At 69.0% G+C, this 12,436-nt stretch carries 13 protein-coding genes; 5 read left to right on the top strand and 8 right to left on the bottom strand.

What is annotated here, in order from left to right; all coding sequences use genetic code 11:
• The first annotated feature begins 257 nt into the window (after nt 1–257).
• Nucleotides 258–977 carry an N-acyl amino acid synthase FeeM domain-containing protein gene (locus BLT45_RS00150; RefSeq protein ID WP_093293531.1) on the top strand — a complete coding sequence of 240 codons (720 nt, stop codon included), beginning with the start codon at nt 258–260 and terminating at the stop codon, nt 975–977.
• Between the two features lie 6 nt (nt 978–983).
• Here the strand turns inward: BLT45_RS00150 and plsB are convergent, their stop codons facing one another.
• From plsB to BLT45_RS00125, 5 genes are all read right to left on the bottom strand, one after another.
• On the bottom strand, nt 984–3,656 hold the full coding sequence (gene plsB / locus BLT45_RS00145; protein WP_093293526.1) for a glycerol-3-phosphate 1-O-acyltransferase PlsB: 2,673 nt from the start codon (nt 3,654–3,656) through the stop codon (nt 984–986).
• Between the two features lie 120 nt (nt 3,657–3,776).
• Nucleotides 3,777–4,109, bottom strand: a complete 333-nt coding sequence (locus BLT45_RS18645; protein WP_217629518.1) for an excalibur calcium-binding domain-containing protein — start codon at nt 4,107–4,109, stop codon at nt 3,777–3,779.
• A gap of 44 nt (nt 4,110–4,153) precedes the next feature.
• Entirely contained in the window at nt 4,154–5,086 is a 933-nt protein-coding gene (locus BLT45_RS00135; RefSeq protein WP_093293516.1) for a hypothetical protein, read from the bottom strand.
• A 257-nt stretch (nt 5,087–5,343) separates the two neighbouring features.
• Nucleotides 5,344–6,066, bottom strand: coding sequence for an orotidine-5'-phosphate decarboxylase (gene pyrF, locus BLT45_RS00130; protein ID WP_093293512.1), 723 nt, complete (start codon nt 6,064–6,066; stop codon nt 5,344–5,346).
• On the bottom strand, nt 6,063–6,971 hold the full coding sequence (locus BLT45_RS00125) for a 5'-nucleotidase, lipoprotein e(P4) family (RefSeq protein WP_093293508.1): 909 nt from the start codon (nt 6,969–6,971) through the stop codon (nt 6,063–6,065). The genes pyrF and BLT45_RS00125 overlap by 4 nt, the downstream gene beginning before the upstream one ends.
• Before the next feature lie 114 nt (nt 6,972–7,085).
• Between BLT45_RS00125 and BLT45_RS00120 the strand changes: the two genes are divergently transcribed.
• Nucleotides 7,086–7,739: a DUF480 domain-containing protein gene (locus BLT45_RS00120; RefSeq protein ID WP_093293504.1), complete on the top strand. Its 654-nt coding sequence runs from the start codon at nt 7,086–7,088 to the stop codon at nt 7,737–7,739.
• A gap of 8 nt (nt 7,740–7,747) precedes the next feature.
• Nucleotides 7,748–8,140 (top strand): Imm50 family immunity protein, encoded by a 393-nt coding sequence (locus tag BLT45_RS00115; protein ID WP_093293500.1) that lies wholly within the window; start codon nt 7,748–7,750, stop codon nt 8,138–8,140.
• Between the two features lie 16 nt (nt 8,141–8,156).
• Here the strand turns inward: BLT45_RS00115 and BLT45_RS00110 are convergent, their stop codons facing one another.
• The 3 genes from BLT45_RS00110 to BLT45_RS00100 form a co-directional block, all read right to left on the bottom strand.
• Complete coding sequence (locus tag BLT45_RS00110) at nt 8,157–8,531, bottom strand: VOC family protein (RefSeq protein WP_093293496.1); 375 nt, start codon at nt 8,529–8,531, stop codon at nt 8,157–8,159.
• Nucleotides 8,532–8,550: 19 nt separating this feature from the next.
• Nucleotides 8,551–8,931 (bottom strand): hypothetical protein, encoded by a 381-nt coding sequence (locus BLT45_RS00105; RefSeq protein ID WP_093293492.1) that lies wholly within the window; start codon nt 8,929–8,931, stop codon nt 8,551–8,553.
• A gap of 61 nt (nt 8,932–8,992) precedes the next feature.
• Nucleotides 8,993–10,969 carry a UvrD-helicase domain-containing protein gene (locus tag BLT45_RS00100; protein WP_093293487.1) on the bottom strand — a complete coding sequence of 659 codons (1,977 nt, stop codon included), beginning with the start codon at nt 10,967–10,969 and terminating at the stop codon, nt 8,993–8,995.
• A 93-nt stretch (nt 10,970–11,062) separates the two neighbouring features.
• Between BLT45_RS00100 and BLT45_RS00095 the strand changes: the two genes are divergently transcribed.
• Together BLT45_RS00095 and BLT45_RS00090 are read left to right on the top strand one after the other, a co-directional pair.
• Nucleotides 11,063–11,788, top strand: coding sequence for an SEL1-like repeat protein (locus tag BLT45_RS00095; RefSeq protein ID WP_093293482.1), 726 nt, complete (start codon nt 11,063–11,065; stop codon nt 11,786–11,788).
• A gap of 22 nt (nt 11,789–11,810) precedes the next feature.
• Nucleotides 11,811–12,434: a thymidine kinase gene (locus BLT45_RS00090; RefSeq protein ID WP_093293478.1), complete on the top strand. Its 624-nt coding sequence runs from the start codon at nt 11,811–11,813 to the stop codon at nt 12,432–12,434.
• The last annotated feature ends 2 nt before the right edge of the window (nt 12,435–12,436 follow it).

Here is a 12,436-nt window from a genome sequence, read left to right as displayed (position 1 = left end):
ATCTGACGCGGGGCGTCACCCATGGCCATCCATGGCGGGACGCATCCGCATGTGGTTCCCGCCAAGTGACTGAAAACCGGGCGTGACGCGCCGTCGCAGCGGCGTGGACGCGGTCTGCTCACAGTTGGCCCGATGCTTGCTTCAGTACCGGATGTGGGGGTTTCCCCTACGACCCACGACCCGTATGCCGTCCTGCCGGCGCCACGGTTCCCAACGACAAGCCATGCGCGCCCCACGCGCCGTGGCGAGGGAGCGGCATGGAGCAGGACAAACCCTTCAGTCACCGCATGGATCCGCGCCTGCGCGAAGCGCTGGCCGCCACGGGTTCGGCCGAGGAGGCGACGGCAGGACTGGGCCTGCGTGTGCGGCGGATCGCACCGGGCGACCCGCTGGGTGATGTGCCGCGCCTGCGACGCGAGGTGTACTTCCACGAACAGGGCCAGGCCGGCGACCGCAGCAAGCGCGTCACCGACGGCCTCGACGTCTGCGGCACGACCCTCTCGGTGGAGAAGGGCGCCCATTCGATCGCCACGCTGCGGCTGCACGACTTCTCGCCGCTCGCCGTGCAGGTGGAGTACGGCAGCCTGTTCCAGATCGACGCGTTCGCACGCACCTGGCCGCTGTCGCAGGTCGCCGTGGGCACGCGCTTCGCCGTCCAGGCGGACCAGCGCAGCAAGCCCGTCGTGGACCGGCTGCTGGAGGACGCCTACCGTTGGGCGCAGGAGTCGCGGATCCAGTTCTGCCTGCTGGCCTGCGAACCCTTCCTGCACGATGTCTTCGAGCACTACGGCTTCCGCGAGTACCTGCCGCCGGCGATCCTGCCGGGCGGGGTGGACCTGCTGCGCATGGTGCTCGTGCTGGACGACGAACCGCACCTGTCCGAGTGCGGTTCGCCGCTGCATCGCCTCGTCCGGGATCCGTCGCGCGCGCTGCCCGCGAAAGCGTGGCTGACGCGCAGCTTCAACCTCGGCTACTGACGCGCGTCAGTCCTGCGTCGGCACGGGCTCGGCCGGGCGCGCGGCCTCGGGGCTGACCTTCTCGATGGTGTGGCGCAGTTCGCGGCCCAGGATCGCCTTGGCGTCTCGCGCCCAGGCGTCCAGGCGGTCGTCGAACAGCAGCTTGCTGTTCTCGTCCGGCCACACCAGCTTCAGTTCGCGCAGTTTCTGGATGAAGCTGCGGAACAGGCTCTTGTCGAAGAATTCCGGCGCGGCCGGCGCGTACAGCAGGCTGAGGCGCTGCGCGGCCTGCTGGCACAGGCTCTCGAGTTCGGCCGCGCCCAGCGTGCCGGGGCCGTTCTTCACCAGCACCGAGATGGCGATGTAGTAACGCTCGAACGCCTGCTGCAGCGAATGCCCGATCGCGCGCAGGCGGAACACTTCGTCGGTCTGGCCGGCGCTGCGCGCCAGGATGCCGCCGTCGTCCTCGTTGACCTGTTGCAGCAGGCCTTCGCGGATGAACACCTCGATGGTGCGCTCCATGCGTTCGGCGAATTCGTCCTCGCTCCACGGCAGGAACAGTTCTTCCTGCAGGAACGGGTACAGCGTGCGGCCCAGACGCAGCACGCCGGCACGGCTCATGCGGCGGTTGTTCTGGAAACAGCAGGCGATCCACGATGATGCCGTGAACAGGTGGATCACGTTGTTGCGGTAGTAGCTGAGCAGCACGGCGGTGTCGCCGTCCACGCTCAGCACGTCGCCCAGCGGATGCTTGATCCGCTGCAGCATGTTGATCTCCTCGGCGTGCGCGATGATCCGTTCCGGCGAATGCGGGGTGACGGTCACGCGGTCCGAGTAGGGCAGCTCGGCGAGCAGCGTCTTCGAGAGTTCGATCTGCGCGATCAGGTCGGTTTCGCCCATCGCATGCTTCGGCGTGGACAGCAGCGCCAGCGCGAGCAGGTTGATCGGGTTCACGTCCGCGGCGCGGTTGATGTTGACGTGGATCTGCTGGGCCAGCGCGTCGACGGTGTCCGAGAGCCAGGCCGGCTTCTCTTCCTCGCCCACCGGCTGCCCGTCCCACTCGGGCGCGTGCGTGGCCAGCGCATCGTTGAGCAGGATCGGCTCGCCGAAGTTCACCACCACCTGGCCGTAGTTCTGCCGCAGCACCTTCGGGATGCCCCACAGCACGGCCCAGATGGATTCCTTCTCCTTCGGCCGGCCGCTCAGTTCGTCCAGGTAACTCGTGCCTTCCAGCAGCTTCTCGTAGCCGATGTAGACGGGCTGGAACAGCACCGGCTTGCGCGGCTGGCGGAGGAAGGCGCGCACCGTCATCGAGATCATGCCGCCCTTGGGCGCCAGCAGGCGGCCCGTGCGCGAACGACCGCCTTCGATGAAGTACTCCAGCGAGTAGCCGCCCGAGACCAGCTGCGCGACGTACTCGGTGAACACCGCCGAATACAGCGGGTTGCCGCGGAAGCTGCGGCGCATGAAGAACGCACCGCCCTTGCGCAGCAGCGTGCCCACCACCGGCAGGTTGAGGTTGATGCCGGCCGCGATGTGCGGCGGCACGATGCCGCGTTCGTACAGCAGGTACGAGAGCAGCAGGTAGTCCATGTGGCTGCGGTGGCAGGGCACGTAGACCACTTCATGGCCGGGTGCGGCCTGCTTGAACTTGTCCAGGTGATGGACCAGCACGCCGTCGTAGATCTGGTTCCACACGTGGCTCAGCAGGAAGCTGGCCGAGCGCACCACCGGATTGGAATAGTCCGCCGCGATTTCCCATGCGTAGGCGTGCGCCTTCTTCCACGCGTCCTCGGGCTTGGACTTGTCGCGCTTGGCCTGCTCGGCGATGGCTTCCTTCACCGGCTCGGCGGCCAGCACCTGGTCCACCAGCAGGCGGCGGGTGGACAGGTCGGGGCCGATGATGGCTTCGCGGATGCGGTGGAAGTGCGTGCGGAGCACGCGCGACAGCTTGCGCACCGTGCGTTCGGGCTCGAGGCCCTCGTCGACGGTGTTCCGCAGCGACACCGGCGGCGCGAAGCGCACGATGGTGCCGCGACCGTTGAGCAGGATGGCCAGCAGGCGGCGGAAGCGGCCGACGATGGCCCAGTTCTCCGAGAACAGCACCGAGAACCAGCCGCTCTGCTTGTCCGGCGCGCGGCCGACGAAGATCGAGACCGGCACCAGCTGCACGTCCAGGTCCGGATGGGCGCGATGCGCCTGCAGCAGCTTGGCGAGGGAGCCGGAGTGGGTCTTGGCGCTGACCTGGTCGGGGATCAGCGTGCTGGCGTTGCGGCGCGACAGCGCCACGTACGCACGCTTCCGGCCGAGCGGATTGCCGGGCACGGGCAGCGGCAGCAGCGGCGAGGGCAGGCCCGCGTCGCGGCAGGCCCGGTCCAGGATCAGCGCATTGGAGAGGCCGTAGTCTTCCAGCACGTAGCAGATCGGACGGGTATCCAGCAGTTCGCCGGGTGTACCCGGCTCGATCGAGAGCGCCAGCCACGGATCGGCCAAGCGGCTCAGCAGCCGCGCCCACAGCGGGCGCTTGGCCTGGCGCGGGGGCGGCGGCGGCGTCATCGGGGCGCCGGCGGTCAGCGGCGCATCATCGTCGGCCGTCGTTCCGGAGGCGAGCGCAGGCTCGACGACCGGCTTCTTCTCCGGGGGCGTCGACGCGGAAGCGTCCGGGAACGGCAGGGGATCTTGTTCAGGCATCGGCCGCATTATGGCGCACGGCCGTGGGCGGCTGGAAAGCGGTTACAGACGCCAGCGCCCGCCCGTTGTCCGCCTGCCGCGACGGGCGAACAGCATCGCCCGCGGGCCAAGTGCTTGATCGGGCGGGATTTAGCGGCCCCGGTAGGGTTCGCAGCCTACGCCGTCGTTGTCACGGTCCAGATGGGGCCCGTAGCCCGGGTCGCCTCGCCGCACTGGAGCCGCGCCATGCGCGCGCGCCTCGGCGCAGTTGCGGAAAGGCCGGCCAAGCGGAGATTCCGTTCGCGCTGGACCTTTCGGTGCAAGCAGGGCGGGCTCGTCATCCTGCGGACGCGCCGGCGTGGCGGTGTGGGAGGGGGCGCCGCGGTGGCAGTGGTACTCGCCGGTCTTGCGGTTGTTATGGCAGCCCTCGTCGTTCAGGCCCCCGGGATGGGCCTGCGCAGTCGTCGCCAAGGCGGTGGACATGACGACCAACAGTGTCCGACGGATCGCGGGGTGCGCGCCGTGTCTCATGGCGTCTCGGGGTCGCCCTCGGACGTTGTCTTCGCCGGCTCGGCCTCCACGTCGGCCTGCACGGCCGCCAGCACTTCTTCGGCGTGCCGCAAGGAGTCGGTCAGGTACCAGTGCTTGCCCCGGCGTTCCAGGCTGACCACGGTGTCGATCTCGTGCTCGCCCAGGGGGTAATGGATGCGGACGGTGGCCGTATCGCCCTTCTGCTGGACCAGGCCGGTGCGCAGGTCGGCGAAGGTCGTGTCCAGCGGCAGCCCGTAGCGGGCGAAGGTGGCCTTCGTTTCGATGAAGAGCGGCGTCAGCCGGTGCAGGCTGCCCTGCATGCCGGCCTGCCCGAGCGCCTCGTCGGTGGCCAGGCCGCTGCGTCGGGCGGCGGGGCCGAGCTTGGCCAGGGTGGCGCGGGCCAGTGCCGGATCGCCGAGCGGCGCCTGCTGCGCCCAGTCGCCCAGGGCGGCGATGACCTGGGCGTAGTGGTCGCGTTCTTCCTGCGTGTAGTCGCCCTCGTTCTTCACGTACTGCACGCCGAACAGGCCCAGTGTGCGCGCGGCTTCGCGCAGGTCGCGGTCCTGGCGGGCGAACTGGCGGTCGAAGCTGCGCTGCAGGGTCCGTTCGGCGTCCTTCGCCGACAGCGCGGCCAGCATCGGCACCAGCTTGTCCTCCAGCGGCAACTCGGTGAGCGGCCAGCGCGCCCCGTCCTGGCGCCACGCCGCTTCCAGGCGCGCATGCAGGTCGGGCGGCACGGCGTCGCGGGCGAAGGCGACCAGGTCGTTGCGCTGCAGGTGCGAGGCGAGCTGGCGCACGGCGGCCGCGGGCTCGCTGGCGGCGCCGGCGAGTTCCTCGGGTTCGCGCTTCTTGCAGCCGGCCAGCAGGACGAGTGACAGCCCAAGGGCTGCCAGCACGCGCAGGACGGACGCGGACGGCTTCGGCTTCATGCGGTGACTCCCCAGTCGCCCCGCATCTTCAAGGCTGGCGGGGCGGGGCGGCAAGCATCGCCGTCGCAAGTTGCCGACGATCGGCCATAAAAAAGGGGACCCGGTGTCTTGCGACGCCGCGGGTCCCCTGAAATCCGGCCGAAGCCGGAGGACGAAGTGTTGTGGCACATCTCCGGCCCGAAGGCCGGATGCGCACAGCCTACCTGCGCCCGAATGCTAAGGCAATACCTGAAATAACTTTGTATAAACCATTGATTTTAATGGACGACCGTAGCAATTTCGGCCTGGATCGCTTCCGCGGCGGACCTGGGATCAGCCGCCTGACTGATCGGCCGGCCGACCACGATGGCGTCCGCGCCCAGGGCGAAGGCCTCGGCCACGCCCACCGTGCGTTTCTGGTCGTCGCCCACCGGGCCACCGGGGCGGATGCCGGGGCAGACGATGGAAAAGCCGGGAGCGGTGGCGGCGCGGATCATGCCGGCCTCCTGGCCCGAGCAGATCACGCCGTCGATGCCGGCCGCCTGCGCTGCCAGCGCACGTTGCACGACGATGTCGGCCGATTCGCCGCTGTTGATGCCCATGGCGCGCAGATCGCGTGTGTCCATCGAGGTCAGCACGGTTACGGCGAGCAGCCGGAGGTCGCCGGCACGCGCGGCCGCCGCCGCTTCCATCATGCCGGCGTGCCAGCCATGGATGGTCGCGTAGGTCACCGGCCAGCGCGACAGGCCGCGGATCACCCCGGCGACAGTGGCGGGGATGTCGAAGAACTTCAGGTCGACGAACACCCGCTTGTCGCGGCGGGCGAGTTCATCCAGCACGGTGAAGTAATCGCCACTGGCCAGCAGCTCCATGCCGATCTTGTAGAACTGCACCGCATCGCCCAGCCGGTCGACCCACGCCAGCGCGTCGGCGCCGGACGGGGCGTCCAGCGCGAAGATCAGGCGCTCGCGCGGCGCGAGGGCGACGGGGCCCTGGCTCACGGCGCGTAGTCCAGCGCGTCGCGCTTGGCCTGGGTGCGTGCGGCGGCCGGCTGGTCCCAGGCGTTGTTGAACAGCGCGGGCTCCCACGAGCCGTAGGTGGGGTTGGGGAGCATCCACCAGCGCTCGCCGAACCAGTCGTCGTATTCGTCGAACAGGGCCTGGCGGCCTTCGCGAGTGTTGGCTTCCACCTGGACGAAGTCGCCGATCTGGTCGCCGAACTGCATCAGCACGCGGTACTGCTGTCCGGCCAGGCGGCGGCGGCAGTTCTTCTCGGAGCCGTTCTGCTCGCAGCCTTCCAGCACCGTGCCCAGACCGAAGAACACGCTGTCGTCGGCGACCGGCAGGCCCGCTTCGCGCAGGTTGGCGAGTGTCGCTTCCTTCAGGTGCACCGCGCGGTTGGAGATGTACAGGATGGTGACGCCTTTCGCGGCCGCGGCCTTGGCGAAATCCACCACGCCCGGCAGCGGCTTGGCCTTCTTCTCGGCCACCCACTGGTCCCAGCTGATCTCGTCGTACTCCTTGCCGTCGTGGATCAGGCGGGCCTGGTAAGGCGAGTTGTCCAGCACGGTCTCGTCCACGTCCATCACCACGGCCGGCTTCAGACCGGTGGCGGCGTTGCCGCGCTCGTCCGGCACCAGTGCGTCCCAGTTTTTCTCCTTCAGCGCGACGTCCAGATGGTCGGCGGCGGCGCGGAAAGTCTGGGTGGTGATCGCGCGGTATTCCACCGACGTCTGCACCCACGCCACGGCGTTGAGATTGTCGTGCGCGCCGGTTGGCTTGGCGTCGGCGACGGGCGCGGCGGGTGCCGCGGCGTCGGCCGGGGGGGCCGCGGGTTCGGTGCGCTTGCACGCGGACAGGGTCAGCAACGAAGCCGCCAGGCCGGCGGCGAGCAGGGAAACGCGCATGGGAGATCCGGTCTTCGAAGTGCGGGAATTCTAGCCGACCGGTGTTACACCCGTCGTTCGGCGGTGCGGCGTGTGCGGGTTATCCTGCCGGCCCCGCCAGAGGCCACCGCTCCCATGGACGACACGACGATCGTGCTGAATGCCGCCGAGGCCCGCCTGCTGGGCTGCCTGATCGAGAAAGAGGCGACCACGCCGGAGACCTATCCGCTGACCGTCAATGCCGCACAGGCCGCCGCGAACCAGAAGACGGCGCGCGATCCGGTGATGGCGCTGGATGCGGGCGCGGTCAACCATGCGTTGCGCCAGCTGGAACAGAAGGGCCTGGCCAAGCAGGTGTTCTCCTCGCGCGCCGAGCGTTACGAACATCGCGCCGCGGCGTTCTTCGGCGTCCCGCAGCAGCAGGTCGCGCTGTTGGGCCTGCTCGCCCTGCGCGGCGCGCAGACGGTCCATGAGCTGCTCGCACGCGCCGAGCGCCTGTGCCGGTTCAACGACGCGGAAGACGTGCGCCACCACCTGGATCGACTGATGCAGCGCGAAGCGGCGCTCGTCGTCCAGATCCCGCGCGGTCCCGGCCAGCGCGAGGACCGTTACGCGCACCTGTTGAGCGGCCCGGTGGACGTGGCGGCGATCGCCGCGCGCGCGCCGTCGTCGCCTGCGGGCGAACCCGCGAATGCGGAACTCGAAGCACGCGTCGCCGCACTGGAAGCCGAGGTCGCCGCGTTGCGCGAGCAGGTCGAGCGCGTGCTCGCCGAGCGCACCCCGGGCTGAGCTGCGCCATGGACTGGACGGCAGCGGTGGCGAATCCGCAAGCGCTGGCTTCGCTTCCCGCCGGCATCGGCGCGCTGCCGGTCGATCTGCACGAGGTGATCCTGCATCGCGACGGCCCCAGCGTGCGCCTGCGCTTCGATCTCGCCGTGGTGCCCGATGTCTTGCCCGCGCGCTGGGACGAAGACGTCAATCGGACGCAGGTGCGACTTGCCTGTTTCGGCGTGCAGGCATTCGCGCTCACCGGCTTCGCCGCCACCCTGAGCGGACAGCTGTCGGCACGGTCGATCGACAACGGGTGGATGGTGACGTTCGCGGCGGGCGAGGTCGTGCTGACGCTGCGCACGTCCCTGGTCAGGGTGGAATCCCTGTCCGGCTATCGGAATGCCGGCGACGACGAATAAGCGTGCAAGCCGGGTGTCAGCGCTTCTCTTCCATCAGGCCGACAAGGTTGCCGTCCGGGTCGCGCAGGAAACCGGTCCACAGCGCGTGGTCCGGCAAGCGCGCGGCCAGCTGCGGGGCGCGCTCCTCGGTGGCGCCGCGCGCGACCAGCGCGGCCTGCGTCGCTTCGATGTCGTTCACGCTGAAATAGAGGATCGAGTTGGCGCCCACCGCGCCCGCGCCCTGCGGCGTGGTGAGCATCACGCGGATGCCGCCGGCATCCAGGAACGCCAGCGTCGGCGCGGGCTGGAACAGGAACTCCAGGCCGAGGGCGTCGCGGTAGAACGCGAGTGCGGCCTCGACGTCGCTCACGGTGATGGCGATCTGGCGGATGGTGGAGAGCGTCATGGTCATCACGGAACCTCCGGCGTGATCAGGTCGGTCGACGGCTGCTGCGCAAAAGGAACAGGCTGCCGATGAGCATGCCGGCAAGCGACGCCGCCAGCCCCAGTGCGCTTGCGATCAAGAGCTCGCGCGGCCAGGACACCGGCGTCGCCGCGGCGTCGCCGATCAGCATCCGCAGGACCACGGCGACGGGCGCTGCCGCCGCGATGAGCAGCCACAGCGGCAGGAAGCGCCCGGTACCGAACGCACGCAGCATCATCGCCACCACGGCGAGCGCGGCCAGGCCGGGGCCGTAGAACGCACCGGGCAGGGCCGTCAATGCGGAAGGCGCCCGCCAGTACGGAAAGCCCACGCCGACCAGGGCGATCAGGAAACCCACCAGCCACCAGATCCGGCTGTTGCGCGTCATCGTCTGTGCTCCTAGGGATGCCGTCCAAGCGTACCGCGTCGCGCGCGATGGGGGCGTGGCCTCAGTCGAACATCGCCTGGATCGCGGCCAGGCCCGCGCTGGCGCGCTCCTTCTTGCGTTCCGCATCGGCTACCGGGTCCGCGCCGTCGCGTTGCAGTTCGTCGGCGGGCAGTTCGTCGATGAAGCGGCTGGGTTGCAGGCGCAGGCGTTCGCCGAAGCGTCGCGTCTCGCGGCTGTGGCTGAGCCACAACTGCGCCTTCGCGCGGGTGATGCCCACGTACATCAGGCGGCGCTCTTCCTGCAGGTTGCCTTCCTCGACGCTGGTCTCGTGCGGCAGCGTGCCGTCCTCGCAGCCGACGATGAAGACGTAAGGGAATTCCAGGCCCTTGGCGGCGTGCAGGCTCATCAGCCGCACCTGGTTGCCGCCGTCGTCCTTGTCGTTGCGCGACAACAGCGCCAGCTGTGCGGCAAGGTCGCCGGCGGAGCTGCCGCGCGGACCGCCCTCGAACCAGTCCGCCAGTTCGTCCAGGTTGGCGCGCCGGCGCTGGAACGAGGCTTCGTCCTTGCACTGGGCGCGCAGGTCGGCCAGCAGGCCTGAGCGCTCGCTCAGGCGACGCACGAGATCGGCCGGCGGCAGTTCCTCGGCGTGCCGGCGCAGGTCGCGCAGGATGTCGTTGAACGCGCTCAGGCCATTGGCCGCGCGTGGCGGCAATGCCTTCAGCGCGCCCATCGATTCGGCCGCGCGCGACAACGGCAGGTGCGCGTGCTGCGCCATCTCGGCGAGCTTGGCCAGCGAGGTGGCGCCCACCTCGCGCTTGGGCGACTGCACCGCGCGCAGGAAGGCTGCGTCGTCGTCCGGGTTCACCAGCAGGCGCAGCCACGAGAGCGCGTCCTTCACTTCCTGGCGTTCCAGGAACGCGGTGCCGCCGGTCAGGTGATAGGGGATGCGCAGCAGCTGCAGCGCCTTCTCCAGGGCGCGCGACTGGTGGTTGCCGCGGAACAGGATGCAGAAATCGCTCCAGGCCGCGCTCTTGGATGCGTGCACGAAGGAAATCTCGGCCGCGACCTTTTCCGCCTCGTGCTCGTTGTCGCGGCACTCCCACACGCGGATGCGCTCGCCGTCGGCCTGGTCGCTCCACAGCTTCTTGGGGTGTTCGTGCGGGTTGTTGGCGATCAGCGCGTTGGCTGCGCGCAGCACGCGGTTGCTGCAGCGGTAATTCTGTTCCAGCTTGACGATCTGCAGCGCCGGATAATCCTTCGCCATCTGCAGCAGGTTGTCCGGATTGGCGCCGCGCCAGGCATAGATGCTCTGGTCGTCGTCGCCCACGCAGGTGAAGTCGCCGCGCTCACCGGCGATCGCCTTCAGCAGGCGATACTGCGCGTCGTTGGTGTCCTGGCATTCGTCCACCAGCAGGTAGCCGATGCGTTCGCGCCACGCGGCGGTGACCTCGGGATCGTTCTCCAGCACCTGCACCGGCAGGCGGATCAGGTCGTCGAAGTCGACCGCGTTGAAGGTCGTCAGCCGGTCCTGGTAGCGCTGGTACAGCAGCGCGGCTTCCTTCTCGCGGTTGGTACGGGCTTCGGCCAGCGCTTCCTCGGGCGAAAGGCCGGCGTTCTTGGCGCGCGAGATCAGGTTCTTCGCCATCTCGACCTCGTCCGGCTTGGCGCCGTACATCAGGTCCTTGACCTGTGCGCTGGCGTCGTCGGCGTCGAAGATGGAGAAGCCGCGCTTCAGGCCCACGGCGGCGTGCTCGATCTGCAGGAACTTCAAGCCCAGCGCGTGGAAGGTGCAGATCGTCAGGCCTTCGGCCGCATCGCCCTTGATCCGCTTGGCCACGCGCTCGCGCATTTCCTTGGCGGACTTGTTGGTGAAGGTGATCGCCGCGATCCGGCGGGCCGGAACATGCCCACCGGAGATCAGGTGGGCGATCTTCTCCACGATCACGCGCGTCTTGCCGCTGCCGGCGCCGGCGAGCACCAGCAGGGGGCCCTTGCTGTGAAGGACGGCGGCGCGTTGGGGGGGGTTGAGGCCGTGCATGGAGGGAGCGTGTGCGTAGGCCATCAGTTTACAGACAACGGCGGCTGCCTTCTCCTAGCATGAGGTCCATCCTTCCCGCGGCAGGCTCGTCACATGAAGGCTTTCCCGCTCAGTGCGTTGATGGCAATCCTGACGTTCGCCAGCGTGCCTGCCGGGGCGCAGCAGGAGAAGATCGATCCTGCGGTGCTGACGGAAGGCTTCCTGGCCGCGCACCCCGACCTGCGTTGGCGCGCGGAGGGCGTGCGGTCGTACGAGCGGAAGGACTATGCGGTGGCGCTGGCCGAGTTCAAGCGCGCGGCATACCACGGCGACAAGCCGGCACAGGCGATGATCGCCGAGATGTACTGGAGCGGCATCGGTGTCGCGATGGACCGGCCGCTGGCGTATGCCTGGATGGACCTGGCGGCGGAGCGGCTCTATCACGACTTCCTGGTGCGCCGCGAAGGCCTCTGGAGCGCGCTGGACCCGGCGGAGCAACAGGACGCCATCGCGCGCGGCCAGGCACTCATGGCCGAGTACGGCGACGATGCGGCCAAACCGCGCCTGGACAAGATCCTGCGTCGCGAACGGCGAAGGGTCACCGGAAGCAGGGTCGGATATGTCGGCAACCTCACCATCGTCCCGTTCACCGGCCCGTTGTCGGGCACCGGGATGACGCTGACCGGCGATCAGTACTACGCGCCGAAGTACTGGCAGCCGGAGGAGTACTGGCGGTTGCAGGACACCATCTGGAAAGCCCCGCTCAAGGGCCGGGTCAGGGTGGGCGACCTCGAGAACGTTCCCGCAGCGCCGGCGAACCCGCCCGCCAAGGACCGGTAGCGCCGCGCGGTAGAATCCGCGCATGGCCAAGCTCTACTTCTACTACTCGGCGATGAATGCCGGGAAGACCACCACGCTGCTGCAGTCCGCGCACAACTACCGCGAGCGGGGCATGCGGGTGGCGATCCTGACCCCGCGGCTGGACGACCGGGCCGGCGCCGGCGTGGTGGCCTCGCGCATCGGCCTGCGTGCCGATGCGGTGGCGTTCGAGCGCGGCGACGATCTCGAGCGCTGGATCCGCGACGACATCGCCGCCCACGGCACGCTGGATTGCGTGCTGGTGGACGAGGCGCAGTTCCTGACCCGCGCGCAGGTGTGGCAGCTCAGCGAGGTGGTGGATGCCCTGCGCATTCCCGTGCTCTGCTACGGGCTTCGCACCGACTTCCGCGGCGAGCTGTTCGAAGGCAGCCAATACCTGCTGGCCTGGGCTGACGAGATGAGCGAGATCAAGACCATCTGCCACACCGGCAAAAAGGCGACCATGACCGTGCGCGTTAACGAGCAGGGTCTGGCCGTGCAGGATGGCCCGCAGGTCGAGATCGGCGGCAACGAACGCTACGTGTCGGTGAGCCGGGCCGAGTTCAAGAGGATCGCGCGCGGCGAAGGGCGCATCGCGCCCCTGCAGCCGGGATTGCCGCTGGAATAAGG

Origin of the sequence: Pseudoxanthomonas sp. CF385 (assembly GCF_900104255.1) — a bacterium.
In the GTDB taxonomy this organism is placed as follows: Bacteria; Pseudomonadota; Gammaproteobacteria; order Xanthomonadales; family Xanthomonadaceae; genus Pseudoxanthomonas_A.
The sequence above is the reverse complement of the archived record's forward strand: the minus strand, read 5'-3'. Positions and strand labels throughout refer to the sequence as shown.